The following is a 26,052-nucleotide window of genomic DNA, read 5'->3' as shown; positions in this document are numbered from 1 at the left end:
ACGCGACAGCCGCCTCGGCCTCCACCTGCGAACCATGGGTGAGCCAGTTCCCGTAAGCGATCTCGCTGATGATCAGGCCACTGCGGCCGAGATGACGGTATTCCATAGAGGCAATCCTTCGTTGGCATGTGCGGGGCTCGCGACATGGCCCTGTGCGCACGCACCACGGTCTGCCGACAGCTCGGCAGCCGGGCAATCGGTCGCCACAGGGACGCTTGTCAGCTCATCAGATCATTTCATGCCCCGATGACGACAGCAGATGACTACCACTGCTGAACGTACTCTGCGCAGGGTCACCCACAGCGTCCGGGCAGGAGCGTATGCGCCCGTCAGTCCTTGACGGTCATCTCCCCCAGCTCGGACCAGTCGTCCTGCTCCAGGACCGTGTTGATGATCCGCGGCGTCTCGGTCAGGTGAGCAGGCAGGTTCTCCATGGCAGCCCGGAAGTGCTCGGACTGGACGTGTGCGGCGCCCGCGTCGCCGTCCCGGAATGCCTCGACGAGCACATACTCGGCCGGGTCCTCGAGGCTGCGCGACCAGTCGAACCACAGGCAGCCGGGCTCGTTGCGCGTCGCCTCGGTGAACTCGTGCGTGATCTCGGGCCACTGCTCCACGTACTCCGGCTTGACCCGGAACTTGACCGTGATAAAGATCATTTCACGCTCCCTGTTCGCATGTGATCTTCACTCATCGTAGGACGACGTGCGACCGCGGCGCGCAAGGGGCGATGGCCCGAACGCCCGAAGAAGCCTACGGCGAAGGTGACGTTTCCGGCCCTCTTTGCGCGGATCACTTCGTCGGGCGCGGCGATGGTCGGGCGACTCCATGGCTGCGCCCGCACCGGACCGTCCCCACCGCGCCCCAGAAATCGATCATGGATCATGCCTCCGTGTGCCGCCGCGCGCCACCGGGCGTTCCTCGCCCCGACCCGCCCGCCCCGTGCGGGGCCACGAACTCCCGCGGAGGTACCGCGCGGGCCGGTGAGCGCAAGGACACGGGAGGGCCGATATGAGACCGTAGAGCCAGGTATCCGCCCGTGGAATGGACCCCCGTATGGGTCGCACGAACATGGCGCATGAACACCGGGGCGATCCGCTCGGGATCACGTCCGCGGCCGTCGTCCTCGTGGACACCCACGGCTTGATCAAGTATTGGAGCGCGGCTGCCCAGAACCTGCTCGGATACGCGGCGGCCGAGGTACTCCGGCGGCCCGCGACATCACTCCTGCTGTCCGAGGACGCGCTTACGTACGCATGGTCCGAGGCACGGCGGGTGGGAGCGGGCTGGGAGGCGGAGGTCACCGTACGTCACCGCGCGGGTCATCCCCTCGAGGTCGCGCTGCGGGCGTGCCCCGTGCGCGCCGGAAACGGGTCCGAGTGGCTGATCGCGGCCTGTGACATCGCCGCATCGCGCAGGTGGGAGCTGGACCAGGCGGTGGTGCGCACCCTGCTCAAGGAGCGGGCGCTCACCGGCACCGGGCCGGACGAAGAGCCTCGGCCCCCGTGGGTGAACCCCCTGCCGGCCGGTATGGAGGGCCCGCCGCAGGATGCACCCGTACTCCCCCCGTCCACCCTGTGTGCACGACGGATGCCGTCGGCCGTGGACGCGCCGGCCGGACCGGCCACCGGGCTCGGCCGTGGGCAGGGCCCACGCCGCTCGTCACGCCGGCTGGCGAACCAGGGGAAGGCGCTCGGACCGCGTTCCACCACCGTCGCCGTTCCGTCCTCCGACGAAGCGCGCGAACGGCTCGCCCTCATCAACGAGGCGGGGCAGCGCATCGGCACGACGCTGGACCTCGACCACACGGTGCGCGAACTGGCCGAGGTGCTCGTGCCCGAGCTCGCCGATTTCGCCGCGATCGACCTCTTCCAGGGAGGCCTCACGGCGAAGGAGGTCACGGGCGAACCGGTGTCCGGCGGGACCCTGCACAGGGCGACCAACCTGTCGATCCACGAGGAGCACCCGGAGGTGGTCGTCGCGATCGGGGAACCGACCAGATATCCGGCACGCTCCCCGCAACGGCGGTGCCTGGAGGCCGGACGGTCCATCCTCGATCCCGTGCTGGCCCCGACGACCTGGTGGCTCGCCGACGACCCCCTGCGTCTGGAGAAGCTGCACCGGATCGGTGTGCACACCCACCTGACCGTGCCGCTCCGGGCACGGGGCGTGACCATGGGTGTGGTGACGCTGCTGCGCTGGGAGAACCCGGACGCCTTCGACGAGGACGACCAGTTGCTCGTCGAGGAACTGGTGGCCCGAGCGGCGGTGTGCGTGGACAACGCCCGACGGTTCGCCGCGAGCACAACGCGGCGCTCACCCTTCAGACGAGCCTGCTGCCGCCCGATCTGCCCGACCACAGCGCCGTCGAACTCGCCTATCGCTATCTGCCGACCGATGCCGAGGCCGGCGTCGGTGGCGACTGGTTCGATGTCATACCCCTGTCCGGCGCACGAGTCGCGCTCGTGGTGGGTGATGTCGTGGGTCATGGGATCCACGCCGCGGCGAGCATGGGCCGGCTGCGTGCGGCCGTGCAGACGCTTGCCGATCTCGACCTCCCGCCCGACGAGCTCCTGGCCCACGTCGACGACCTCGTCCTGCGCCTGGCGGACGAGGCGGAGGCGGCCACGGACGACCCGATGGTCATCGGCGCCACATGCGTCTACGCCGTGTACGACCCGATCTCGGGCAAACTCAATGTGGCGCGGGCCGGGCATCCCAGCCCCGCCATCGCCCATCTCTCCGAACCCGTCGAGTTCCCCGACATCCCCGCCGGTCCCCCGCTGGGACTGGGCGGTCTGCCCTTCGAATCGGCCGAGATCGAGGTGGAGGAGGGAAGCGTCATCGCCCTCTACACCGACGGGCTGATCGAGGCCTCGGACCGGGACGTCGACGTCGGCTTCGAGCGGCTCTGCTTCGCCCTGGCCCATCCCGACCGGCCTCTGGAAGAGATCTGCGACACGATGGTCCGCTCGCTGCTGCCGGACCACCCCCATGACGACGTCGCCTTCCTGATCGCACGGACGCACCGCCTCCCCCTGGACCGCGTGGCCTCCTGGGAGGTGCCCTCCGACCCCCGGGCTGTGCACGATGTGCGCTGCGAGGCCGTCCGGCAACTGACGGAATGGGGCCTCGAGGATCTCGCCTTCACCACCGAACTCATCGTCAGTGAACTCGTCACCAATGCCATCCGACACGCCAGCGGACCGACCGCACTCCGGCTGATCCTGGACCGCAGCCTGATCTGCGAGGTGTCGGACGCCAGTAACACCTCCCCGCACATGCGCCGTTCACCCATCACCGACGAAGGAGGCCGGGGGCTTTTCCTGGTCGCCCAGGTCGCACAGCGCTGGGGCACCCGGTACACCGGCACGGGCAAGACGGTGTGGGCGGAGCAACCGCTGCCGTCCGGTGACGTCCCCCCGCGGAGGTGATCGCCTTGGACCCCTCGACTCTTGAGGCCATGAAGGCCGCCCTGCGCGGTCCGGTCATCGGCCCGCAGGACGCGGAGTACTCCCGGGCGCGCACGGTCTACAACGCGATGATCGACAAGCGCCCGGCCGCCGTGGTGAGATGCGCGGATGCGGCGGATGCGGCGGCCGCCGTCGACTTCATCCGCGACAACGGCCTGGAACTCGCGGTCCGCGGGGGCGGCCACAGCGGCCCGGGTCTGTGCCTGGTGGAGGACGGCGTCACCGTCGACCTCTCCGCGATGCGCCGGGTACAGGTCGACCCGGTCGCCAGGACCGCTCGGGCCGACGGCGGCTGCCGACTTCGGGAACTCGACCACGCCACACACGGGTTCGGGCCTGCCACGCCCGGCGGCATCGTCTCGACGACCGGTATCGGCGGGCTCACGCTGGGCGGCGGACACGGCTACCTCACCCGCACGTACGGACTCACCGTGGACAATCTGCTGGGCGCGGACGTCGTGCTGGCCGACGGCAGCTTCGTTTCGGTGAGCGAGACAGACCACCCGGACCTGTTCTGGGCACTGCGCGGTGGCGGCGGCAACTTCGGTGTGGTGACCTCGTTCACCTACCGGCTCCACCCGGTGCACACGCTCGGGGTCGTGATCACCCTGTGGCCGGTGGACGGCACCCGCGAAGTGCTCGCGTGGTACCGCGACTTCCTTCCGCGGGCGCCCGAGGACGTGTACGCCTACTTCGCGCTGTTCGTCGTTCCTCCCGTCCCGCCGTTCCCCGAAGAACTCCACGGGCAGAGGATGTGCGGCATCGTGGGGTGCCACACCGCTGAACCCGACCGCGTGGAGGCGGCGTTCACGTCGCTTCGGGAGCCGGGTCCGCCGACCTTCCACTTCACGGCGGCGCTGCCCTATCCCGCGTTGCAGAGCATGCTCGACCCCATCATCCCGGCGGGCTACCAATGGTATTGGCGGGGCGACTTCTTCGATCGCATCCCGGATGCGGCGCTCGACGTGCACCTCAGGTACGGCGAGCACATCCCGACCCCGCTCTCGCTCATGCACCTGTATCCGGTGGACGCGGCCGCACACCGGGTGGGCCCGGACGACACCGCCTGGAGCCACCGGGACGCCGTCTGGTCCGCCGTCTTCGCCGGGGTCGACCCCGATCCGGGCAACGCCGGTACCATCAGGCAGTGGTGCGTCGACTACTGGCAGGAGATGCACCCGCACTCCATGGGCGGCTCGTACGTGAACTTCATGGGTGAGGACGAAAGCCGCGACCGGGTGCGGAACACCTATGGAGACCACTACGACCGGCTCGCACGGGTCAAGCGGACCTACGATCCGGACAATCTCTTCCGTGCGAACCAGAACATCGAGCCCGCCCGGAACCTGTGACCTGAAGGCCCTGCACGCTCCGGCCTGCTCCAGCATCTTCTAGCGAGCGGCGTACGGGGGCAGTTGGGCCCGGCTCACCCGCTCGCCCAGCACCTCGGCCATGAACGGGTTCCAGCGCGGTGACATAGACCAACTGTGTATGGTGATCGCTGTGAGCGAACTCGGCTTGGTGAAACGGCAGTTCGGGCACCGTGCCCGGCTGGCGCTCAGCACTGCCGAAATCCGGCTCCTGGACGACCAGGCGCACGCGGCCCGCACGATGTGGAACTGCCTGCACTCCTGGTGGACGATGCTCCCCAAGGGCAAGCGCACCCTTGCCGCCGCCGACGAAGCGATACGGCAGGGGCGTAAGGATCTCGATTACCTCGGCAAGCTGCCCGCGCAGGCCGCGCAGGCCGTCTTGAAGACGTACTTCCAGAGCTGGAAGAACTGCTGGGAAGGCCGCGCCGGCGAGCCGAACTACAAGGGCCGCTTCCGCTCCGCGATGTCCGTGGACATCCCGCAGGGTCGGGACCTGAACATCGTCCGCGTGCACCGCCGCTGGGGCATGGTCAACATCCCCAAGGTGGGCCGGGTTCGCTTCCGCTGGACCATGGACCTGCCCGTGGGCAAGAAGGCGACCAAGGAGAACCGGATCACCGGCGCCCGGCTGGTCAGGGACGCTTTGGGCTGGCACATCGCATTCCGCGTGCAGACCTTGGAGGCCAGGCCCGAGCCCCGCCAGGGGCCGGAGGTCGGCATCGACGCCGGAGTGAACGTCCCCCTCGCCCTCTCCAACGAGGACCACCAGGACCACGGACGTCCGCCCCGTCTCCCGGACGGAACCGCTGACCGGGACAAGTGGCTCACCCAGAAGGAGAAGGCCAAGCTCCTCACGCTGGAGCGGCAGGCCGCACACCAGAAGTCCTTCCGCAAGAAGGGGGAGAAGACCTCCCGCCGCTTGCAGCACACCTACGACCAGATCAAGCGGCTCCGAGCAAAAGCCACGCGACGAGCCTTGGACTGGCAGCACCAGACGACCACCTACCTCGCCCGCACCTACGGCACGGTCGTGGTCGAACAGCTCAACATCCTCGGCATGACCAAAGCGCCCAAGCCGAAGCCCGACCCCGACAACGAAGGCAATTACCTGCGCAACGGGGCCAAGGCCAAGGCCGGTACGAACCGCTCCATCACACAAGAGGCGTGGGGGCGGACGGTCATGATGCTGACGTACAAGCTCGCCCGGCGCGGCGGCGAGCTGGTCAAGGTACCGGCCCCGTACACCTCCCAGCGGTGCTCAGCGTGCGGCTTCATCACGCCAGGCAGCCGAGAGACCCAAGAGCTGTTCGCGTGCAAGAACACCGAGTGTGGATGGACCGGAAACGCCGACTGGAACGCGGCCCGGAACATCCTGCACCTGTATCGGATCGGCCACATCATCATGGAGATCCCGGCCGCCGGAAGGCGCGGTCGTAAGGCGGGTAAATCCGTCAAGCCTGTCGCCGAAAGGTAGACGGGAATCCCGTCCCTGAGCTTGCGAAGAGAGGGGAGAACTTCAAGCCTATGTGACGAACTTCTACCCCGCCTCCGTCCGCAGCACGGCTCTCGGCTCGGCCTCCGGCATCGGCCGTATCGGCTCGATCGTCGGCCCGTCGATCACCGGAGCCCTGGTCACGGCCGGTATCGGGCATCCGTGGGGCTTCTACTTCTTCGCAGCGGTCGCGGTCCTCGGCTTCCTCGCCGTGCTCACCCTGCCGCGCCAGGCGCAGGGCCTGCGGACCCAGGCCGTCGAGGCCGTCGCCTGACGCACGACGTACCCCCGTCTCCATACCTGTGCGGCGGTGCGGGCACTCACCCCTGAGGCCCGTACCGCCGTCTCCCCTCCGTCACCAGGCCGTCGGCCGGAGGAACAACACGGACAGAGTCCCGGAGGCAGCGACCCCCTTTCCCAAGCAGGCCGCGACTCAGGACTGTCGACGTCGTTATCGGGTGGCGGACCGAGCCACCGCTGGTGAAGATCGCTGCATGCCTGTCTTCCTGGAAACCGAGCGGCTGGTGTTGCGCCCGTTCACCGAGGCCGACGCCGAGCACCTCTTCGCTCTGGACAACGACCCCGTGGTCATGCGGTTCATCAACGGCGGCAAGCCGGTCAGCCGCGAGTCGATCCGCACCCAGACGCTGCCGCGGCTCCTCCGCGACTACCCGTGCCTCGGCACCCGTGGTTACTGGGCCGTCGAGGAGAAGGCCACCGGGACTTTCCTCGGCTGGTTCGAGTTCCGTCCTCTCGACGCGCACAGGGCCGCCGTGGTGGAACTCGGCTACCGGCTGAACAGGGCCGCTTGGGGCAGGGGACATGCGACGGAAGGCTCGCGGGCCCTGATCGACAAGGGGTTCACGGACTTCGGCGTGCAACGGGTCACCGCGAACACCATGGCGGTGAACACCCGGTCCCGGCGGGTGATGGAGCGGGCCGGTCTGTCGTTCCTCCGGAACTTCACCGAAGACTGGCCCGAGACGATCGAAGGTTCGGAACACGGCGAAGTCGAGTACGAACTCACCCTGGCCGACTGGGAGGAGCGCCGATGACGGTCGCCGGCCGTTCCCCGACCGGGCTCGCTCCTCGGTGAACTCCCCCGTTCCTCGGGGCGCTTGTGTCTGCGAGCGATGCCGTCGGGCAGCGCCGTCCCCGGGGCGGCACCCCGCGTTCAGGCCAGAGTGCTGCCGCAGTACCGGCACTTGGTGGCCGCCTTGGGCACATCCTCCGAGAGACAGGCGGGACACGTCCTGGCGGGCTGGGGGTCGCCGAAGACCGACAGGCCGCGCCGGGCCTGTGCGCGCTTGTAGGGGACGATGATCAGGAAGTACACCACCACCATGAAGACGATGAAGTAGATCAGCGCGGAGATGAACGCGCCGATGTTCAGGTAGGTAGCGCTGTTGCCCGGTCGGCCGAGCTGCCAGCCGAGTCCGGGCGACGCCCCGCCCTGAGCCCTCGCGATGATGGGGTTGATCACGTAGTCGGTGAACGCCTTGATCAGTGTGCTGAAGGCCGCGCCACGATCAGGCCGATGGCCACGACGATGACGTCGCCGAGCATCAGGAAGTTCTTGAAGCCCCGCAGCATGGATGCTCTTCGCTTCTGGTCACGTCCCCGCTCGCTCACGGTGCCCTACTCGTGGCTGTCAGTGTCACTCGACTGCCCGCCGACCGCACTCGGGGCACCCCCGATCGAGCAGGGCGCACTCACCTCGATGCGCACGCTGCTTGCGGGCGGAATAAATAGCAAGCGCATGCAATTATTCTTGGCGTCCACCGCACGGGTGTGGGTCACACACTCGGGCCCCGCCTACAGGCATGCACTAGGAGTCATCGAGTTGACCTCCCTCTTCACCCCGTACACCCTCAGGTCACTGACCATCCCCAACCGCATCTGGATGGCGGCGATGTGTCAGTACAGTGCGGCGCCGGACGGCGAAGCGGTCGGCGTCCCGACGGACTGGCACTTCGCCCACCTGGCCGCGCGCGCCTCCGGCGGCACCGGACTGATCATCACCGAGGCCACGGCCGTCAGCCCCGAGGGCCGCATCTCCCCCTATGACGTGGGCATCTGGAACGACACCCAGGTCGCCGCCTTCCAGCGCATCACCGCGTTCCTGAAGACGCAGGGCACCGTCCCCGGTATCCAGCTGGCCCACGCCGGGCGCAAGGCCTCCACCGAGCGCACCTGGGTCGACCGCGGGCGTCCGATCAGCCCCGACGAGCCCCACGGCTGGACCCCCGTCGGCCCCAGCGCACTTCCCTTCGGCCCGGAGTCGACGACCCCCGAGGAACTCAGCAAGGACCGCATCCGCGGCATCGTCCGGGAGTTCGCGGAGGCCGCTGAGCGTGCACGCGCTGCCGGATTCGAGGTCGCCGAGATCCATGGAGCGCACGGCTACCTGATCAACCAGTTCCTCTCCCCGTACAGCAACGACCGCACGGACGAGTACGGCGGCTCGTTCGAGGGCCGCACGCGGTTTGCGCTGGAGGTCGTGGACGCCGTACGCGCCGTATGGCCGGACGATCTGCCGGTCTTCTTCCGGATCTCCGCCACGGACTGGCTCACCGAGAACCCCGAGGACGGCCGGGAGGGGTGGACGGCGGACGACACCGTCCGATTCGCCAAGGAGCTCCAGGCCCGCGGAGTGGATCTGATGGACGTCTCCACCGGCGGCAACGTCCCCGACGCCAAGATCGTGACCGGCCCCGGCTACCAGGTCCCCTTCGCCGAGCGCGTCCGCACCGAGACGGGGATGCCCGTGGCCGCGGTCGGAATGATCACGGAACCGGCCCAGGCCCAGGAGATCGTCGCCTCCGGCCGGGCCGACGCCGTACTGCTGGCCCGGGAACTGCTGCGCAACCCGTACTGGGCACGTCACGCCGCCGCGGAGCTCGGCGGCGAGGTCGCCTCACCCACGCAGTACCACCGCGCGTGATCCTCTCGGGCGGGGTCCCCGACCCCGCCCGAGCCCCGCGCCCGACAGCACGAGGGTCCTTCCCCGCGGCCGTCCCGGCCGCGTCCCCATGAGACCCGCGGTACGGTCCGCCGTGCCGTGTCCCCGCAGCCACCCGGTTCCGGCCTCTGGCCCTCAAGACATACCGGACGGTATACAAGCCCAGTCGAACGCGCGAGGGCCGCTCTCCGAGCGGCCCCGCGCGACGTCACGGCCTCAGGGGGAGGATCGTCATGGCAAAGGACGGACAACCGGGCGGAGCGGCGAGACGTCGTCGATTCCCGGTCACCGCGGGGGCGGCGCTCGGCGCCTGTGCCCTCTTCGCCGTCTCCGCGGTGCCCGCCGCGGCACACGGCACGGCACCCGGCCGCGGCACGCATTACGCGTCGCTCGGGGACTCCTACACCTCGGGACCTCTCATCCCGCAGCAGGTGGACGCGAACTGCGCCCGCTCCGACCACAATTACCCCTCGATCGTCGCAACGGCCCGGAAGACGACGGCGTTCAAGGACGTGAGCTGCGGCGGGGCGACGACCGCAGAGATGTGGACGGCACAGGGCACCAATGGTCCCCAGCTGGACGCGGTGGGGCGGGACACCGATCTGGTGACGGTTCAGATCGGCGGCAACGACATCGGTTTCGGCTCCATCATCTCCACCTGCGTCCGGCTCGCCGCCCAGGACCCGACGGGCGATCCCTGTCGCCGCTACTACGCCTCGTCGGGGATCGACCGGTTGGCGGTCGCCATCGCGCAGATCGCGCCGAAGGTCGACCGCGTGCTGCGGGCCGTACACGCAAGGGCACCGCACGCGCGGGTCCTCGTCGTCGGCTACCCGGACCTCCTGCCCGACGACGGCAGCGGCTGCTCGCCCTCGGTGCCGTTCGCGTCCAAGGACTTCCCCTATCTGCGGGACACCGAGAAGGGGCTCAATCTGATGCTGCGCGAGGTGGCCGCGTGGAACCGCGCGGAGTACGTCGACACCTACGCGCCCACGCGTGGCCACGACATGTGCAAGGCGCCCGCCGACCGGTGGATCGAGCCGTTGCAGCCGGCCTCGCCCGCGGCCCCCGCACATCCGAATGCCAAGGGTGAGGAGGCCATGGCGCGGGCCGTGCTGGAGAGCCTGGGCAAGAGGCACGGGCACCACTGAGCTGATCCGCCCTCTGCGGCGTACCCGGTCGTCCCCGTGAGGCTCGTCGACGCCCGGGGATCCGACCCGATCTCCGATTCACTCGTCCGCGTCACCGGTCCGGCATGGGACCGGTGGCGCGGAACCGTCTCCCGGTCAGGCGCGGCACGAGTCCGCACCTGACCGCCGCCGTGGCACCCGACTACCGCCCACTGGGCCGTTCGGGTGTCCTTCCCCCGTGTGGACACGGCGGCCGACGGCCCTCGTCGCCCCGAGTGTGATGTTTGCTAGAGGACCGGAATGAAAGGAGAGGAACGGGCAACGTTCCCCTTCATGCTCAGCACGAACGCGCCCAGGCAGGTGAGACGATGACGACGGCGACCAGTGTGGCCAGACGGCCGCCGGCCACACCGACCACCGCCAGAACCCCTCCACCCGCTTCGATGGCGATGCTGCCCTCGCTCACAGGACTGCGGTGGGCGGCCGCGTTGCTGGTCTTCGGGCTGCACGTGCGCAACTTCGGCTATTTCGCGGGCACCGGTGGCGACATCATGACGTGGGCGTTCGACGCCGGCGCAACAGGGGTGTCCTTCTTCTTCGTGCTGTCCGGTTTCGTACTGATGTGGTCCGCGCGGCCGAACGACCGGGCGCCTGCCTTCTGGCGGCGGCGCATCGCACGCGTCTACCCCGTCCACCTCGCCACCGCCGCGATCGCCCTGGCCTTGGCGTACACACTGGACCATCGGGAGATGCCGACGGCGCACCAGGCACTCGCCAACGTCCTTCTGGTGCACTCCTGGTGGCGTCCCTGGTGGCAGACGCTGGACCCGGTCAGCTGGTCACTGGCCTGCGAAGCCTTCTTCTACGCCCTCTTCCCGCTGCTGGCTCTGCTGCTGCGCCGGCTCGACGTCCGAGGGTCGGCGGCGGTCGCCCTGGCCTCGGTACTGGCCGTGCCGGCTCTGGGCTGGGCGGACGCCCACCACTGGCTGGGGCAGACCGTGAACTCCTTCCCCGCCGCTCGACTGCCCGAGTTCGTCCTCGGAGCCGCGGTTGCGCGTCTGGTGCTTCTCGGTCGGTGGCGCGGCCCCGGCCTGGAGGCCTCGCTCGCCCTGGCCGTCATCGGCTACTTCTTCGCCCCGCAGGTCACCCCCGGCTACCCGGCCACGGCCTGCACCATCGTCGGCTTCGCCCTGCTCATCCCGGCGGCCGCCGTCGCGGACCTGCGCGGTCTGCCGTCGCTCTGGCGGCATCGGCGGCTGGTACGGCTCGGGGAGCTGTCGTTCGCCTTCTACATGGTGCACCTGCTGGTGCTGCAGGCCGGCACCCACCTGCTCGGCGCCTCACCTCGCTACGGCGTGCTGCGGGGCATGTGCGCGACGACTCTCGCGTTCACCGTGTCCCTCGTCCTGTCCTGGGTCCTGTACGAAGGTGTGGAGCGGCCCGCACGACGGCTGTTGCTGCGCAGACGACGTTCCTCCGGGACACGGCCGAAGCCACCGGCGGCCCGCTCGAAGTCCGTTCCCGCCGCTTCCGACTCCTCGGCCCCGGCACGCGACTGAGGCCGGCCGGTCCCGGCCGTCGGGGCGAGGCCTCGGCGCCGCGCCCCGCCCGCGATCCGGGCGCCGTACCGCCGGTGCTCCCCGATCGGGGGCCGACCGGGCCTCAGTGAGGGATGGAGTCGATCAGTTCCCGCGCTCCCTGGCGCAGGAGCGTGACGGCGACCGATGTGCCCAGGGTGGCCGGGTCCAGACGCCCCGCCCATTCGTGCGCGTTGAGGACGGTCTTGCCGTCGGGTGTGAACACGCATGCCCGCAAGGAGAGGTCGCCGTTCGGCGTGGCCCTGGCGTATCCGGCGATCGGCGAGTTGCAATGGCCCTGGAGGACGTGCAGGAACATACGCTCGGCGGTGGCCTCACGATGGGTGTCGGGATCACCGAGGCCGCTCACGGTGTCGATCAGGTCGATGTCGTCCTCGCGGCACTGCAGCGCCAGGATGCCCGCACCGATGGGCGGCATCATCGTCTCGGGCGGCAGCACTTCGCTGATCGCGTCCCGGCGGTCGATGCGGTCCAGACCGGACACGGCCAGGAGAAGAGCGTCGGCCTCGCCCTCGGCGAGTTTCGCCAGCCGGCGGTTGGCGTTGCCGCGCATCGGCACACACGTCAGGTCCGGCCGGGAGACGGCCAGTTGGGCGATGCGCCGCACTGCCGAGGTGCCGATGCGGGTTCCGGCGGGGAGTTCGTCGAGAGTCAGCCCGTCGGGATGGACGAGAGCGTCACGGATGTCGTCCCGCTCGAGGAACGCGGCGAACACGGTCCCGGCCGGCAGCGGGCGGTCTGCCGGCACATCCTTCATGCAGTGCACGGCCAGGTCCGCCTCACCGGCCAGCAGCGCCGCGTCGACCTCCTTGGTGAAGGCGCCCTTGCCCTCGACCTGGGAGAGATCGCCCATCCACTTGTCGCCGGTGGTCCTGACGGGCACGACCTCGGTACGGATGCCGGGGTGCAGTACGGCGAGTTCTCTGCGCACGCGTTCCACCTGGGCGAGAGCCATGGGCGAGTCGCGGGAGACGATACGGATGAGGTCGTGCGCAGACATGCCCCACACGATAACCCGTCGCCCACGGCTGCCGAGCGGCATCGAGAAGGTCCGCCCCGAAGCCGCGGCGGGCCGGTCGGCACCCGGTGGAGTGCCGGGATCGCAGGCCGCGTCGATGTGCGGCGCGACACCCGGGACGGTCGTACATCTGTTCTTCGAGTGTTCCCTGCGACGTCACTGCCGAGCACGGAAGCCGCTCCGCCGGCCGGTTGTGATCAAGGGGAAGAGGTGGCCTGAAGGGCTCGGCCCGTGCGGCCACACGCCGTGGGAACGAGAGGATGGCCATGGGCCACAAGCACAGCCGGTCTGCCGCGCGCGCACGAGTCCTGCTGGGCGCCGCCACCGTATGCGCCGTCGTCGCCTCGGGAGGCGTCTGGGGGACGGCGGAGGCCGCGCCCCGCTCCGCCGCCGCCCCGGCAACGGACGCGATCGCGTGGACGACACAGACCGTCGCTCCGGGCGTGCAGGTACGCAGCGCCACCATCGAGAACGCCGACGCCGCGCCGGTCTGGACGGTCACCGTCCAGGCCCCGGCCACCGGTCGCCTCAGCGGCGCCGCGACCTGGGCGGCGGTCGGGACGCGGTCCTGGGCCGACACCACCGCGAGCGGGTTGCGCTCGGGCGGTTTCGAACCCCGGGTGGAGACGGTGCGCTGGCCCGGCTACGCCGACACCCCGCGCGGCGTCATGGGCCTGCGGGTGCAGGTCGGCTCGTACGCCACCCAGGCGGCGGCAGCGAGCGCCGCGCAGGCGATCACCGCGGCGGGCTTCCACACCGCCGTCGACTGGACGGGCTACGACGCCGAGCAGCCGGCCGACCGGGAGAGCGTGCACGTCGCGGTCGTCGATCCGCGTACGTTCCGGGGCACCGTCGAGGGCACCCATGACGGGAACGTCGCGCGACGCGTGACCACTTCGTCCGTCGCCGCGGGACTGGGCTCCCTGGTAGGCGTCAACGCGGGCTTCTTCGTCACTTCCGACGCCGACGGAGTCCAGGGAACGCAGGCGGGCATCAGCGCCGACCACGGTGAACTCGAGTCGATGGCCTCGGGGTCGCGGGCGGCACTGATCCTGAAGGACAACGGTCGTCACGTCCGCGTCGCTGACCTGACGACGACCGTCGCGGTGCGCGCGGGCGGATCCGCCCACCAGGCCCAGGGCATCAACCGTGTTCCCGGTCTCATCCGGGACTGCGGGCGTCCGGGAGCGACCCCGAGCGAGCTGCCCTGGCAGGACGTCACCTGTCGCACGGCCGACGATCTGGTGCTGTTCACCGGCGAGTTCGGCGCACCTCTGCCCACCGGTCCCGGCACGCAGGTCGTGCTGGACGCACACGGCCGCGTGGTGTCGGCCGGTTCCCGGGGCGGTGCCGTCCCGGCCCACGGCACGGTGCTCCAGGGCATCGGTTCGGCAGCGGACTGGCTCACCGCTCACGCCCGTCCCGGACAGCGGGTCGGCGTGGACGAGGTCATCCGCGACACGGCGGGCAAGCGCGTCGTGCTCGACCGCGACGACAGCATCGTCAGCGCGGCCCCCACGCTCGTCAGTCACGGCCGCGTCAGCATCGACGCGGCGGCCGAGGGTGTGGTCGACCCGCAGGACCTGTCCTTCGGGTACGCCTGGGCGAACGCCCGTCAGCCGCGCACGATGGCCGGTGTCGACGCCAGGGGCCGGCTGATCCTGGCCACGGTGGACGGCCGTCAGAGCGGGGGCAGCGAAGGCTTCACCCTGCGGGAGGCTGCCTCCTTCATGCGCTCGCTCGGCGCCCTCGACGCCATCAACCTCGACGGCGGCGGCTCCACCGCGATGGCCGTCAACGGTTCCCTCGTCAACCGTCCGTCGGACGCCACCGGCGAGCGGGCGGTCGGCGGCACCATCCAGATCCTGCCCGGCCGCACCCACTGACACGGCGCTGCGGCGGCTCCCTCGGGCCGTCCGACGGTCGGAGGGAGCCGCCCGCCGCGATGCACGACACACGGGCCGGGCCGGCGGCTTACCTAGTCGACAGGGACTCGCGCAACGCCCTCGCGGTGACGGCCGGGTCATAGCCCTCGGGGACGCCGGGGACCAGGATGATGTCCCCCTCGATGTGGCGCGAGCGCAGCGGCGCGATCGCGCGGTATGCGGGCGAGTCCCACCAGGCCCGTGCCTCGTCCATGTCGGGAAAGGCGATCACCACGATGTGCCCGGGCCAGTCGCCCTCCATCACCTCGTGCTGGGTGGCGTGCACGAGGAAGTGACCGCCGAACGGCTCGAACGTGGCGGTGATGCGCTCGATGTACTCGGCGATCTCCGGGTGCGGGGATGCCTCCTGCAGATGCGCGATCGCGTAGGCGGGCATGGCGTCCTTCCGGTCGGTCGGGCTCCGTACGGCGACGATCGTGGCATGCGAACACGGAGGGGTCGATGACCCGTCGGGTAAGGAGGCCCACTGCCAAGCCCCTTGACCGCCCTCGCTTGGAGGCACGTGACGCCGACCTCCCACGCTGCGACATGCGGATGCACCGCCCCGCACGCGCTCCTGGGCAGAACGACGCATGCGCCCGCCCGTACGGCCGCCAGGCCGCGTCCGGTTGAGCACGTGTCGACGCCACCGACGGCGAACTCCGCGCACGGAAGCGGACGTTCAGCACTGCGTCCGTACATCTGCCGACCCGCGCCCGCGACAGGGACGGGGAAGACGGCGAGGGCGCCCGCCGAAAATCACCTGGCGGCGCACGGCGACCGCGGGTACTCTCCAGCCGATGACAACTCATTGTGTTGACAGATGGGGGGTCCCGTCCGCGGAAGGTGAGCGCTGATGCTCACCGAGACCGCGTACGAGGATCCACGCCTTTCCTTCTGGCTGCGTGTGCGTGAGTTCGCCGTGCCGCCCTCCATGATCGAGACTGCCGGTCTCCGCCGGCGCGTCGGGGACTGGGCCGGTGCGTGTGCCGCGGCACACATCGACGTCGATCTCGATCTGCGTTCCATGGCACGTACCCACGGCCGGGAACTGACCGCCCGCATCCGGGACGACCTCCGCCATCTGGCACCCGACCTGCTGCGCTGGCATCTGCCGAGGATCGCTCCCGACGGATTGCTGCGCCCCGGCCTGACCGTCGCTCTGGCTCGATACGAGCCCGCGACCGAAGGCGGGAGCCCTGTGCACCTCGTGGTCCGGACGCCGCCGGCCTGGGCGGACGCGGGCCAGCGGATCAGCCTCGCGCTGTGGGTCGGATCCGCCTCCGCGGCGGCCGACTGCCCACATCCCCATGCCCGTCCCAGTCCGCGCTACCGTCTCGACCTGCACCGACATCTGTGGGACGCGCGCAGGACCGACGAGTTGCGCCTGCGGTCGGGAGCCGACCGACCGCCCATCGACGGCCGCCCCGAGGAGGACCCGGATCCGCTCGGGCTGGTGCCGCCCGGGCGGCGTTGTGCCATCGACCGATGGGCGGCCGAGGCGGGGATCCTGCTCCAAGCGGAGGGACGGCGAACCGGGGGCGTCCGGGTCCGCCTGGGAGGCGGGCACCGGCTGGTCCTCCACCTCGCGGCGGACGCGGCCGGCGACGGACCGTCCGTGTTGCGCATCGCGGCGGCATCCACGGTCCGGGGCGCATCCGCGTTGCCGGTGCTGCCCGATGCTGCCACCTGGGTGCTCCCCGACCTGGAACTGATGCGCGCCGGATTGATAGAGCCCGATCGTCTGCACCCGCTGGTCGCCGCGGCACTGGTTCCGGGCTGGTCACCGTCCGATCCGTCCCGGGTTCCGAACCGGGCGGGGCAACCGCGCCTCGTCGAGTGCCGCGGAGCCCTGCACCGGATCGGGTTGGTGGACGGGAGGCTCTCCGCGCTCGACCACGACCCGGACGAGATCCGGCGGGAGGAACTCCTGGCCGCGCTGGCCGGTGCTTCGCTTCCGTGTCTCCGGGCCATCGACGAGGCACACCGTCGTCCCGACTGCCTGACAGACGTCCGCGAACGCCTCGACCACGGCGACGTCTCGGGTGCGCTGGCTGTCGTCGAAGGCCTTTTGGGGCCCGATGCGGTGCTGCGCAGCGGGTCTCTGCGCGACGCGTTGGAGGCCGCCGCGCTCCGGCGGATCACCTACGGACTGTTCAGGGCGGGACTCGCCGGGCCCGGGCCAGGGCGTATCAACCCGGGGCGTCCCCGTCCCCACGACCGCCGCCCTCGCCGGCGCCACGCGACCTCCCGCTGAGCCGGGGTCCCGGTCCCCGCACGCGCGCATTCCCTCACTCACGACGAACACATAGGTGATCGAACATGCCCATGCACACCCAGGCCGCTCCGGCCGGCACCCCCACCCACTCCGCCCACGTCTCCCGGCTCGATGTCGCCGACGCACTGCTGGCCCTGCTGCGGGAGTCGACCACCGAACCACGTCCCGACACACAACTGGAGGCCCTCACCCTGGCCGTGGCCGCCGATCTGCCCGTACTGCTGTGGGGCCAGCCGGGGATCGGCAAGACCGCGGCCCTGACACAACTCTCCACGGCCCTGCGGCTTCCACTGACCACGGTGATCGCCAGTGTGCACGAACCGTCCGACTTCTCGGGGCTGCCCGTCGTCGGCGCCGATCCCGCGCGGCAGGGTGTCCCCATGGCTCCGCCCGACTGGGCCGTTCGCCTGGTCCGGGCCGGCAAGGGGCTGCTGTTCCTCGACGAGTTGTCCACCGCGCCACCGGCCGTTCAGGCCGCCCTGCTCCGCCTTGTCCTGGAACGGCGGATCGGCGCACTGCAACTGCCTCCCGGTGTCCGCATCGTGGCTGCGGCGAACCCGCGTTCCTCTGCGGCCGACGGCTGGGAACTGAGCCCGCCCCTGGCCAACAGGTTCGTCCACCTCCAGTGGACCCACTACCACGATGTGGTGATCCGCGGCCTGGGCGGGACATGGCCCCGGGCCACGCTGCCGCTGCTCGACCCGGGCGCGCTGCCGGACGCGGTGGACTTCGCCCGCCGTGCGGTGTGCGGGCTCCTCTCCGCCCGCCCCGGACTCGTGCACCGGCTGCCGAGCAGTGAGGCCCGCCGGGGCGGTGCCTGGCCGTCCCCCCGCAGCTGGGAGATGGCCCTTGGCCTGATCGCCTTCGCGACCGCCGCCGGCTCCTCGCGGGAAGTCCTCTCGCTGCTGGTCAGGGGCACAGTGGGGGACGGCCCGGGACTGGAGTTGCTGGCGGCCATGGACCGGATGGACCTCCCCGACCCCGAGTCACTGCTCGCCGACCCGGAGGGCGCCGCTCTGCCCGAACGGGGGGATCTGCGCCAAGCCGTGCTCGACGGTGTCGTCGAGGCGGTCCGCAGGCGCCCGGAGAGGGCTCGTTGGGACGCGGCGTGGGCGCTGCTGGTCCGGGCGACGCGGACCGGAGCGCCTGACCTGGTGGTGGTCCCCGCGAGCACACTCGCCTCGCTGCGCCGCGAGGACTGGGACGTTCCCGCGTCGATCGAGCGGCTCACCTCGGTGGTGTCCCTGTCCCGGCGGGCCGACGCGGCGGCCGCCAGGACCGCGGCCGCCACGAAGGCGGGACGGTGAGTCCGGTCGCATCGGGGGCGCTGGACCTCGACAAGCTCTTCGCCGCCCGGCTGCATGCCGCCCGCGTCCGGCCCTACCTGGCGACCGCCCTGTTCGCCCTGCACACCGTGGAGTCACGGTCGGTGCCGACGATGGCGGTCGACCGGTACTGGCGATGTTATGTCTCACCGGCGTTCGTGGACCGCACTCCGGTGGAGGAACTCGCCGGGGTGTGGGTGCACGAGGTGTCGCATCTGCTGCGCGACCATCACGGGCGTAGTGACCGGTTCGCCGGGGAGCACGGGCTCACCGGCCCCGGAGAACGGCTGCGGATGAACATCGCCGCGGACTGCGAGATCAACGACGACGTCTACGGCGACGGGCTCGCCCGGCCCAAGGGCGCGGTAGTGCCCGGGACGTTGGGGCTGACCGAGGGCCGGCTCATGGAGGAGTACCTGCGCCGGTTCCGGCTCGGGCCGCACACACAGAGCATGGCCTGGCTGGACTGCGGCAGTGGCGCCGACGGACTGGAACGGGAATGGGATCTGGGACCGGACGGCGCGGAAGGACTCAGCGACCAGGAACGGGACCTGGTCAGGTTCCGGGTGGCGCAGGGCATCACCGCCCGGCCGGGCAACACCCCCAAGGGATGGCGGCGTTGGGCGGAGGAAGCCTTCCACCCACCGCAGCCTTGGCGCGAGCTGCTGGGCGCGGCGATCCGTTCGGCGACCTCCGGCGCGGGTGCGGGCGAGGACTACTCGTACGGCCGGCCGTCGCGCCGCTCGCCGGCTGTGGCCGGCGCGGTTCTGCCGAGCCTGCGCCGCAGGCCGCCCCGGGTCTGCGTGGTCATCGACACCTCCGGGTCGGTCAGTGACACCGAGCTGGGCAGCGCGCTCCTGGAGGTGGCCGCCATCTCCCGTGCCGTGGGCGGCCGTCGGGACCTGGTCACCGTGGTGTCGTGCGATGCGGCGGCGCGTGTCGCGCACCCACTGTGCAGTGCCGAGGGGATACCGCTGGTGGGGGGTGGAGGCACGGACCTTCGCTCGGGCTTCACCAAGGCGCTCCGGGCACAGCCCCCACCGGATGTCGTCGTGGTCCTCACCGACGGCCAGACGCCTTGGCCGGACACCAGGCCGCCGTGCCGTACGGTCGTCGGCCTCTTCGCCGGGCGGCAGGTGTCCTCCTGGAACGAGGACGATCCCGACTACGTGCCGGACACACCACCCGACTGGGCCCGGGTGGTGGTCATCGGCTCGGCCGGCGGTTCTTGGTGACCCGGCTCGGGACTTCAACCCGACTCGGGGCTTCACCGGGGAAGTGGCACGGATCCCCCGTCAGCCGGGGGACGGCCGGCCTACGACGGTGTGAATGCCGCGAACCAGCCGCCGAGGGCGGCAGCCACCGGCCATTCGAGGGTCCGAGCCGCGCGTCCCATGTGCCGGGGCGGTCTCAGGGGTACCGGAGCGGTGCACGCACACGAAAGGGCAGTGACGAGATGCAGATCGATCTGACGGGCCGTACGGCGTTGGTCACCGGCTCCACACAGGGAATCGGCGCGGCGATCGCCGTGGAACTGGCCCGTGCCGGGGCCCGCGTGGGAGTCAACGGACGTGACGCGGGGCGCGTGGAGGACAGCGTCGCCCGCATGGCGCGGGAGGTGCCCCGTGCCGATGTGGTGCCGGTCGCCGCGGACGTGAGCACCGAAGAGGGCGCGCGGCGAGTCGTCGAACTCCTGCCGCGAGTGGACGTTCTCGTCAACAACCTCGGTGTCTTCGAAGCGAGGGCTCCCCTGGAGATCACCGATGCCGAATGGCGGCGCTATTTCGAGGTGAACGTCCTGGCCGCGGTGCGGCTGACCCGGTTGTATCTGCCGGGCATGACGGAACGCGGCTGGGGGCGCGTCCAGTACATCGCCAGCGACTCCGCCGTCGTCATCCCCGCCGAGATGATTCACTACGGCATGTCCAAGACGGCCCTGTTGGCCGTGAGCCGGGGGTTCGCGAAGCAGGCGGCGGGCACCGGCGTCACCGTGAACTCGGTCATCGCGGGTCCGACGCACACGGGAGGCGTCGAGGACTTCGTCTACGAACTGGTCGACCGTGAGCTGCCCTGGGACGAGGCCCAGCGAGCCTTCATGCGCGAGCACCGGCCCCAGTCCCTGCTCCAGCGGCTGATCGAGCCGGAGGAGATCGCCCATATGGTCGTCTACCTCAGCTCCGAGCAGGCCTCGGCCACCACCGGGGGCGCACTGCGTGTCGACGGAGGTTATGTGGACTCCATCCTGCCGTGACGGCTCCCCCCGTCCGCGGCGCGTCCGCCCGCGAGGGCCGACGCGCCGCCGGGTGTGGGCCGATGCGACGCCGCGGCGGTCTCCGACATGCCGTCGCTAGCGGACCTGGTGGTGGAGGTGGTGACCGCCTTCGCGGTGGCGCTCACCGTTCCAGGTGACGGCGTCGATGTACCGGCCGTGGTCGTTGCGCAGAACGGCGATGCCGGAGCGGCCCGCCCACACCGCGCGCCGGCGGTCCTGGTAGAGGTCGGTCCGGCTGTCCCGGCCGAAGCCTGTGTGGACACGGACGGCCGCGTGGCTCCTCAGGCGGTAGTGGTGGAAGGTGTAGGTGCGTCCGTCCTCGTCGGACAGCGTCCAGCCGTCCAGGTTCGCCGACCGGCTGCCGGTGTTGGTGATCTCGACCCACTCCCTGTTCAGGGAGCGGCCGAAGCGGTCTCCCCGGCCGCGGGCGTCGAACTGCACATCACTGATCTCGACGCGCGGTGCGTACGAACGCGGGCCGTGGTCGGCCGCGGATGCCGGCGGCACGACCGCCCCGGCGACGGCCACCGCCGCGACAGCGGCAGCGGCCAGATGACGAGCGGTCACAGTGGAAACGGACACGGGCTCTCCTGTGGGATGCGAGCACGCCCGTTGCACGGCCCTCGGGCCGCGCAACGGAGTCGTGCAAGGTGTTGAGGTGCGACCGGTCGGCCGCACAACGCACACCTTGATCGCATATGCAGGGGATGCGGTGAACCCATAAGCTGTGTTACGAATCATGCATATTTCTGTGACTCTCGGATGCATGGTTCACATACACGGCAGAAGTTCCGACTTGACGGCATTTCACCGGCAACCACTCCCGGCCACACAGCATCCTGCGGCGCCTGGGTGCCGCAGGACACCGCCCCTGTACCGTCGCGGCCATCACCCGAAAGTGAGTAACAGCCTGGGTCTCGGACTCTTCGTGGAGTACCTCACTCGGGAGCCGACTGTTCAGGGACAGTGGCATCCGGTGAGCGTGGCTCGGGCGGTGGGAACAAGGCGTTCTCCAGTGCATCCAGCCCGAACATCATCAACAGAAGCACCACCGGGACGAGCAGGGCTATCACGATCATGGTGCCTCCCGACGGAGCAGCGCTCACAGCTGCGGTGCATCGGCTACGGCTTCACACTCAGCGTGCGTCCGAACGGGGGACATCGCACGCCAGGGCCGAAGAGCGTGTAGGCCGAACGGGTGGCCCCCCTTTGGCCACAAGCCCGTCCGGGCAGGTGGTGCCGTGATGACGACGACCTCCCGCGCTGAACAGGGCCGGACCAGGGACGGCGCGTACTACGGAGCGTCCATCACAACGGCTCGATCGTCACTGAGCGCAACCCTCGACGTCGGCATTCCGCCGAGCACAGGCAAGCCGGGACCGCACTACGGATGTTGCGAACGCCGCTACACGGATCTTCCCGAACCGCGTCCGGAGAAGTTTGGTGTGACCCGTCTTCGACTACGGGTCCGTGGTCCGGCGGCGGCTGTGGCGGACCTGCCGGCGCCTCGGTTTCCCGGCCCTGCAATTCCCGGTTGCCGACCCTGACGCCTTACAGCAGGATGCGGGGATGCGCTTCTCGGTCAACATGCCCAACTTCGGTGACTTCGCCGATCCCAGAACCGTGGCGAAGGTGGCCGTGGCGGCTGAACAGGCAGGGTGGGACGGGCTGTTCGTGTGGGACCACGTGGTGCATCGCAGGCACGGGGGCAGGCCCTTCGGGGATCCGTGGATGCTGCTGACCGCCGCGGCGCTGGCCACCTCCCGGATCAAACTGGGAACACTGGTCACCCCGGTGGCCCGCCGACACCCACAGGAACTCGCCCGCCAGGTGGCGACACTGGACGCCGTGAGCGGCGGCCGGGTCGTCTTCGCCGCGGGGCTGGGCGGGCCCATCGAGGACGAGTACGCGAGTTTCGGCGGCACCACGGACCCGAAGGTGCTGGCGGAGCGGCTGGACGAGGGCCTGGGCCTGCTGGAGCGCTACTGGTCGGGCGAGACGGTGAACCACGACGGACGTCATTACCGGGTCCGGGATGTGACACTGCTGCCCGCCGCGGTACAGCGGCCCCGGCCGCCGGTGTGGATCGCGGGCTTCTGGCCGAACCGCGCGCCGATGCGCCGGGCCGCTCGCTGGGACGGCGCGGTCCCACTGTTCACCGACGCCAGGCACGGCCAGATCCCACCTCTCGATCAGGTCCGCGAGCTGGTCGCGTACGTCCACAAGGAGCGTGAGAGCCGGCCCGGCGCTCCTTTCGACATCGTGCTCGGAGGCGCCACGCCCGGCGGGGACGCCGCCAGGACCCGCGATGTCGTCGGCCCGTTGGCCGAGGCGGGGGCCACTTGGTGGGACGAACGGCAGATCCAGACCAGCGACGCCCTCGACCGGCTCACACCCGTGCTGCGCCGGGTCGAGCAGGGCCCACCCGTCCTGTGATGCAGGCGGGTCGCACAAACGAGGACCCTCCACGGCCAGGCGTCTCGCCACAGCTCGATGTGCACTTCATTTTTACAAGCTGGATGGCGGATCGGACGCATGGACCATATTCACAAGCTCGCTACAATCAAGACATGAAACGTCGGTACTTCGGGCAATACTGTGGCCTCGCTCGTGCTCTGGAGCTCGTGGGCGAACGGTGGGGGCTGTTGATCATCCGCGATCTCACGGTTCGACCGCAGCGGTACACCGACCTGTTCGACGGGTTGCCGGGCATTCCCACGAACGTCCTCTCCACACGCCTCAAGGAGCTCGAGGAGGCGGGCATCGTCGAGCGCCGCATCGCGCCCGCGCCGCAGCGTGGCGTCCTCTACGCCCTGACACCCGCGGGACACGATCTCGAACCGGCCGTCAGCGCCCTCGGGCGCTGGGGGACCGCCCAGCTCGGCGAGCCCCGGCCCGGTGAGATCGTGACGCCCTCGGCCGTGGTCATGGCGCTGCGAGCCGCCTTCGACCCGCACGCGGCGGCCGGGCTGACCGCGTCCTGGGAGATCCACGCCGGCGACATCGAGGTGCACGCCGCCGTCACCGAAGGGCGGCTCACCGCCGGCATCGGACCGGCCGTGGGCAAGCCGGACCTCGTCATCGACTTCGAGCCGGACGATCTGCCCTCCTTCCTGGCGCTGATGCAGGCCGCCGAGTGCGGGCTGGTCAAGCTGGACGGGCCGCGTGAACTCCTGGACACGTTCATCCGGGTGTTCGGTCCCTCGAAGGCAACGCCGCCCGACGCGCCCGCCGATCGATCGGCCGCCCTCGACGAGTGAGACCGCGCGAACGGGCCGGAAAGCAGCACCCCGCCGACGCGGCGTCGGCGGGGTGCCGCGTCGTCGCCCGGTCGCGCGTCGAAACGGACCGTGAGTGAGTCGACCGGCCACGGCCGGCCGATGGGTGCCTGTCGAAGAACGGGCGGCTTCTCCCCCGTCCGACCCGCGCACGGTGAACGCAATCCGGCTGCGGAGGACCCCTCTCAGGGGCAGACGCCGTTGAGAAGGCCGACGTGCGCGCGGGCGAGCTCACGGACGTGCATGGACCGTCGGCCGGTCAGCTTTTGATGGTCCGTCCACACCTGCCGGACGGCCCTTCTGGTAGTGGCGTCGGACCGTGGCCCGATGAGGTCGCCCGCGAGCTGCGACCCCATCGGACGACGGCCGACATATGGGCTATTCCGAGGCGAGCGCCGGGTAGAGGGCGGTGACGGGCTGGGACAGGGCCCCGTGCACACGCCTGGTGATCTCGTCCGGGAGCAGTTCGAACTCGCCCGTTTCGAGCGCGTCGAACGTGGCGGCGGCGATGTCGGACGGCTTGCTCATGCCCGCACGATCGTCACCCGGCTGCATGGGCGTGTCGATCGGCCCGGGATACACCCCGAGGACGTGCACACCCTGCGGCGCGAGTTCGAGCCGGAAGGCGTTCGTCGCCATCCACAGTCCCGCCTTGAAAACGCTGTGGGCCTTGCCCACCGCCAACCAGCTGGGCACCGAACCGACGTTGACGACGGCCCCTTTGACCGAGCGCAGCACGGGTGCGAAGGCGCGTGTGGTGAGGATCGGGCCCAGCAGATTGGCGTCGATGGTCGCCCGAACGTCGTCGATCGGAGCGTCCAGCAGATCGCCGCGCGGGAAGAGGGCGGCGTTGTTCACCAGGATCGTGGTGTCACAGGCCCGAGCGGGGGCCCTCGACGGAGGCCGGATCGGCCGCATCCAACTCCAGGGGCTCGACCTTCCATTCATCTTATGCAGCACACACCTCTCAGTAGAGCGGGGTTCCGGCCAGAAACTGCCGTCCTCGGCGTATCGCTCATGAGTGCGACCGTGCCGCACCAGCGGCACGGGAAAGCGCAGGAACGGTGGGCAACGTGACGATCGGGCCGGGCTTGCGGCCAGTCGGGCGTAGGAGAGCCCGATGGTCGCCATACTTCTCTTATGGAGACGCAAGCCGTCGAAAGGGCGCGGCGATGGCTCGGCGAGCGGGGCATCGTCGAGACGGGTCAGGGATGGATCGACGCCGAGGAACCGGACCGACCGCGCACCGCCGGCGAGATCGCACACACCTGGGCCGGCCAGGCGTTCACGGACGGACCCCTGGACGTGGCCGAGCAGGTGCGGCTGGCCTTCGGACTGCTGGATCTCCTCGACGACTACTGGGTGACGTGCGAGATCAGGTTCGCGGACCGGGGCACGGAGGGGCCCCTCCCCGCCGACGTCCTGTGGGACGGCTATCGCCGCAGGCTCGAAGCCGAGCGCGACGCCGAGGCCGTCACCTACTCGCTCTGGGTCGACTGGTTCGAGGACCACGACACCGCGGCGACGGCTTTCGCCGCGGTGCTCGGGGACGACATCGACGACGTCGTCGTAGAGGGGTCGGCCGACCTGCTCCGACGGGCCGGCCGTGTTCTGACCTGCTCAGGCCCCGTGCCCTGGGCCGCGAAGGAGCGGACGTACGAAACCGCCGCCCGACTCCCCCAGTTGCACACGCCGCTGTACATGGGCCTGCTCGCCGGCTACCACGACGTCTACGGCCAACTGGAGCCCGAGGCGGCACTCCAACTCCTGGCACGGCTGCGACTCCCGGCGGACACCCCGTATCTCGCCGGGCTCAAGACCGTGCTCGCCGCAGGCCACAGGAACCACGGCCGCAGTCCGCACGCCTGGGACGAGGCGGTACGAGCCTCGACAGGGTGAGCGGCGGCACGGGGCCGCGCCTGCAGGCCCGC

Annotated in this window: 21 protein-coding genes and 4 pseudogenes; 17 read left to right on the top strand and 8 right to left on the bottom strand. The window is 70.3% G+C overall.

What is annotated here, in order from left to right; translation table 11 throughout:
* Both ADL25_RS48060 and ADL25_RS14925 read right to left on the bottom strand, forming a co-directional pair.
* Positions 1 to 106 (bottom strand): annotated as a pseudogene (locus ADL25_RS48060) (aldo/keto reductase); the annotation flags it as partial.
* Positions 107 to 329: 223 nt separating this feature from the next.
* A complete protein-coding gene (locus ADL25_RS14925; protein ID WP_059128176.1) occupies positions 330 to 656 on the bottom strand; it encodes a putative quinol monooxygenase in 327 nt (108 codons plus the stop codon).
* Between the two features lie 385 nt (positions 657 to 1,041).
* On the opposite strand from ADL25_RS14925, the pseudogene ADL25_RS52175 reads away from it, so the two are divergent.
* The 6 genes and pseudogenes from ADL25_RS52175 to ADL25_RS14900 form a co-directional block, all read left to right on the top strand.
* Positions 1,042 to 2,214: pseudogene (locus ADL25_RS52175) on the top strand (PAS domain-containing protein); the annotation flags it as partial.
* Between the two features lie 53 nt (positions 2,215 to 2,267).
* Positions 2,268 to 3,431, top strand: coding sequence for an ATP-binding SpoIIE family protein phosphatase (locus ADL25_RS51855; RefSeq protein ID WP_324614047.1), 1,164 nt, complete (start codon positions 2,268 to 2,270; stop codon positions 3,429 to 3,431).
* A 5-nt stretch (positions 3,432 to 3,436) separates the two neighbouring features.
* On the top strand, positions 3,437 to 4,822 hold the full coding sequence (locus ADL25_RS14915) for an FAD-binding oxidoreductase (RefSeq protein ID WP_059128218.1): 1,386 nt from the start codon (positions 3,437 to 3,439) through the stop codon (positions 4,820 to 4,822).
* Between the two features lie 151 nt (positions 4,823 to 4,973).
* A complete protein-coding gene (locus ADL25_RS14910) occupies positions 4,974 to 6,317 on the top strand; it encodes an RNA-guided endonuclease InsQ/TnpB family protein (RefSeq protein ID WP_107116609.1) in 1,344 nt (447 codons plus the stop codon).
* A gap of 46 nt (positions 6,318 to 6,363) precedes the next feature.
* Positions 6,364 to 6,609: pseudogene (locus ADL25_RS14905) on the top strand (MFS transporter); the annotation flags it as partial.
* 220 nt (positions 6,610 to 6,829) lie between these two features.
* Positions 6,830 to 7,390 carry a GNAT family N-acetyltransferase gene (locus ADL25_RS14900; RefSeq protein WP_059128173.1) on the top strand — a complete coding sequence of 187 codons (561 nt, stop codon included), beginning with the start codon at positions 6,830 to 6,832 and terminating at the stop codon, positions 7,388 to 7,390.
* A 119-nt stretch (positions 7,391 to 7,509) separates the two neighbouring features.
* Here ADL25_RS14900 and ADL25_RS14895 read toward each other — a convergent pair.
* Positions 7,510 to 7,928: pseudogene (locus ADL25_RS14895) on the bottom strand (MscL family protein).
* A gap of 250 nt (positions 7,929 to 8,178) precedes the next feature.
* Between ADL25_RS14895 and ADL25_RS14890 the strand changes: the two are divergent.
* The 3 genes from ADL25_RS14890 to ADL25_RS14880 all read left to right on the top strand — a co-directional run bounded on the left by ADL25_RS14890 (position 8,179) and on the right by ADL25_RS14880 (position 11,986).
* Positions 8,179 to 9,279, top strand: coding sequence for an NADH:flavin oxidoreductase/NADH oxidase (locus ADL25_RS14890; RefSeq protein ID WP_059128172.1), 1,101 nt, complete (start codon positions 8,179 to 8,181; stop codon positions 9,277 to 9,279).
* Between the two features lie 251 nt (positions 9,280 to 9,530).
* Positions 9,531 to 10,448 (top strand): SGNH/GDSL hydrolase family protein, encoded by a 918-nt coding sequence (locus ADL25_RS14885; protein ID WP_059128171.1) that lies wholly within the window; start codon positions 9,531 to 9,533, stop codon positions 10,446 to 10,448.
* A gap of 347 nt (positions 10,449 to 10,795) precedes the next feature.
* The gene (locus tag ADL25_RS14880; RefSeq protein WP_059128170.1) at positions 10,796 to 11,986 is read left to right on the top strand and encodes an acyltransferase family protein; all 1,191 of its coding nucleotides are present in this window, start codon (positions 10,796 to 10,798) and stop codon (positions 11,984 to 11,986) included.
* Positions 11,987 to 12,089: 103 nt separating this feature from the next.
* Here the strand turns inward: ADL25_RS14880 and hemC are convergent, their stop codons facing one another.
* A complete protein-coding gene (hemC, locus tag ADL25_RS14875) occupies positions 12,090 to 13,025 on the bottom strand; it encodes a hydroxymethylbilane synthase (RefSeq protein WP_059128169.1) in 936 nt (311 codons plus the stop codon).
* 284 nt (positions 13,026 to 13,309) lie between these two features.
* Here hemC and ADL25_RS14870 point away from each other — a divergent pair, with 284 nt between their 5' ends.
* Positions 13,310 to 14,929, top strand: coding sequence for a phosphodiester glycosidase family protein (locus ADL25_RS14870; protein WP_059128168.1), 1,620 nt, complete (start codon positions 13,310 to 13,312; stop codon positions 14,927 to 14,929).
* 88 nt (positions 14,930 to 15,017) lie between these two features.
* Here the strand turns inward: ADL25_RS14870 and ADL25_RS14865 are convergent, their stop codons facing one another.
* Complete coding sequence (locus tag ADL25_RS14865; protein WP_059128167.1) at positions 15,018 to 15,365, bottom strand: DUF1330 domain-containing protein; 348 nt, start codon at positions 15,363 to 15,365, stop codon at positions 15,018 to 15,020.
* A gap of 459 nt (positions 15,366 to 15,824) precedes the next feature.
* Here ADL25_RS14865 and ADL25_RS14860 point away from each other — a divergent pair, with 459 nt between their 5' ends.
* The 4 genes from ADL25_RS14860 to ADL25_RS14845 all read left to right on the top strand — a co-directional run bounded on the left by ADL25_RS14860 (position 15,825) and on the right by ADL25_RS14845 (position 20,822).
* Positions 15,825 to 17,225 carry a hypothetical protein gene (locus tag ADL25_RS14860; RefSeq protein ID WP_059128166.1) on the top strand — a complete coding sequence of 467 codons (1,401 nt, stop codon included), beginning with the start codon at positions 15,825 to 15,827 and terminating at the stop codon, positions 17,223 to 17,225.
* A 65-nt stretch (positions 17,226 to 17,290) separates the two neighbouring features.
* The gene (locus ADL25_RS14855) at positions 17,291 to 18,553 is read left to right on the top strand and encodes an AAA family ATPase (RefSeq protein ID WP_420711342.1); all 1,263 of its coding nucleotides are present in this window, start codon (positions 17,291 to 17,293) and stop codon (positions 18,551 to 18,553) included.
* Complete coding sequence (locus ADL25_RS14850) at positions 18,550 to 19,806, top strand: DUF2201 family putative metallopeptidase (RefSeq protein ID WP_059128164.1); 1,257 nt, start codon at positions 18,550 to 18,552, stop codon at positions 19,804 to 19,806. Before ADL25_RS14855 ends, ADL25_RS14850 begins: the two co-directional genes overlap by 4 nt.
* A 221-nt stretch (positions 19,807 to 20,027) precedes the next feature.
* Positions 20,028 to 20,822 (top strand): SDR family NAD(P)-dependent oxidoreductase, encoded by a 795-nt coding sequence (locus ADL25_RS14845; protein WP_059128163.1) that lies wholly within the window; start codon positions 20,028 to 20,030, stop codon positions 20,820 to 20,822.
* A 96-nt stretch (positions 20,823 to 20,918) separates the two neighbouring features.
* Here ADL25_RS14845 and ADL25_RS14840 read toward each other — a convergent pair whose 3' ends face one another.
* Positions 20,919 to 21,425 carry a lamin tail domain-containing protein gene (locus tag ADL25_RS14840; protein ID WP_059128162.1) on the bottom strand — a complete coding sequence of 169 codons (507 nt, stop codon included), beginning with the start codon at positions 21,423 to 21,425 and terminating at the stop codon, positions 20,919 to 20,921.
* 356 nt (positions 21,426 to 21,781) lie between these two features.
* A complete protein-coding gene (locus ADL25_RS49745; RefSeq protein WP_181923236.1) occupies positions 21,782 to 21,922 on the bottom strand; it encodes a hypothetical protein in 141 nt (46 codons plus the stop codon).
* 490 nt (positions 21,923 to 22,412) lie between these two features.
* Here ADL25_RS49745 and ADL25_RS14835 point away from each other — a divergent pair, with 490 nt between their 5' ends.
* Together ADL25_RS14835 and ADL25_RS14830 are read left to right on the top strand one after the other, a co-directional pair.
* Complete coding sequence (locus ADL25_RS14835; protein ID WP_059128161.1) at positions 22,413 to 23,279, top strand: LLM class flavin-dependent oxidoreductase; 867 nt, start codon at positions 22,413 to 22,415, stop codon at positions 23,277 to 23,279.
* Positions 23,280 to 23,413: 134 nt separating this feature from the next.
* On the top strand, positions 23,414 to 24,103 hold the full coding sequence (locus ADL25_RS14830; protein WP_079050345.1) for a winged helix-turn-helix transcriptional regulator: 690 nt from the start codon (positions 23,414 to 23,416) through the stop codon (positions 24,101 to 24,103).
* A 396-nt stretch (positions 24,104 to 24,499) separates the two neighbouring features.
* Here ADL25_RS14830 and ADL25_RS48970 read toward each other — a convergent pair whose 3' ends face one another.
* Positions 24,500 to 24,979, bottom strand: coding sequence for an SDR family NAD(P)-dependent oxidoreductase (locus ADL25_RS48970; RefSeq protein ID WP_059128160.1), 480 nt, complete (start codon positions 24,977 to 24,979; stop codon positions 24,500 to 24,502).
* A 282-nt stretch (positions 24,980 to 25,261) separates the two neighbouring features.
* Here ADL25_RS48970 and ADL25_RS14820 point away from each other — a divergent pair, with 282 nt between their 5' ends.
* Positions 25,262 to 26,020 (top strand): hypothetical protein, encoded by a 759-nt coding sequence (locus tag ADL25_RS14820; protein ID WP_059128159.1) that lies wholly within the window; start codon positions 25,262 to 25,264, stop codon positions 26,018 to 26,020.
* Positions 26,021 to 26,052: the final 32 nt, after the last annotated feature.

It is taken from the genome of Streptomyces sp. NRRL F-5122 (assembly GCF_001507435.1).
GTDB lineage: Bacteria > Actinomycetota > Actinomycetes > Streptomycetales > Streptomycetaceae > Streptomyces > Streptomyces lannensis.
The sequence above is the reverse complement of the archived record's forward strand: the minus strand, read 5'-3'. Positions and strand labels throughout refer to the sequence as shown.

Bases quoted from the DNA above. Each gene is read 5' to 3' on its own strand.
- ADL25_RS14925 (WP_059128176.1), bottom strand. From the start codon at position 656: ATGATCTTTATCACGGTCAAGTTCCGGGTCAAGCCGGAGTACGTGGAG.
- ADL25_RS14900 (WP_059128173.1), top strand. From the start codon at position 6,830: ATGCCTGTCTTCCTGGAAACCGAGCGGCTGGTGTTGCGCCCGTTCACC.
- ADL25_RS14885 (WP_059128171.1), top strand. From the start codon at position 9,531: ATGGCAAAGGACGGACAACCGGGCGGAGCGGCGAGACGTCGTCGATTC.
- ADL25_RS14880 (WP_059128170.1), top strand. From the start codon at position 10,796: ATGACGACGGCGACCAGTGTGGCCAGACGGCCGCCGGCCACACCGACC.
- hemC (WP_059128169.1), bottom strand. From the start codon at position 13,025: ATGTCTGCGCACGACCTCATCCGTATCGTCTCCCGCGACTCGCCCATG.
- ADL25_RS14870 (WP_059128168.1), top strand. From the start codon at position 13,310: ATGGGCCACAAGCACAGCCGGTCTGCCGCGCGCGCACGAGTCCTGCTG.
- ADL25_RS14865 (WP_059128167.1), bottom strand. From the start codon at position 15,365: ATGCCCGCCTACGCGATCGCGCATCTGCAGGAGGCATCCCCGCACCCG.
- ADL25_RS14860 (WP_059128166.1), top strand. From the start codon at position 15,825: ATGCTCACCGAGACCGCGTACGAGGATCCACGCCTTTCCTTCTGGCTG.
- ADL25_RS14855 (WP_420711342.1), top strand. From the start codon at position 17,291: ATGCCCATGCACACCCAGGCCGCTCCGGCCGGCACCCCCACCCACTCC.
- ADL25_RS14845 (WP_059128163.1), top strand. From the start codon at position 20,028: ATGCAGATCGATCTGACGGGCCGTACGGCGTTGGTCACCGGCTCCACA.
- ADL25_RS49745 (WP_181923236.1), bottom strand. From the start codon at position 21,922: ATGATCGTGATAGCCCTGCTCGTCCCGGTGGTGCTTCTGTTGATGATG.
- ADL25_RS14835 (WP_059128161.1), top strand. From the start codon at position 22,413: ATGCGCTTCTCGGTCAACATGCCCAACTTCGGTGACTTCGCCGATCCC.
- ADL25_RS14830 (WP_079050345.1), top strand. From the start codon at position 23,414: ATGAAACGTCGGTACTTCGGGCAATACTGTGGCCTCGCTCGTGCTCTG.
- ADL25_RS14820 (WP_059128159.1), top strand. From the start codon at position 25,262: ATGGAGACGCAAGCCGTCGAAAGGGCGCGGCGATGGCTCGGCGAGCGG.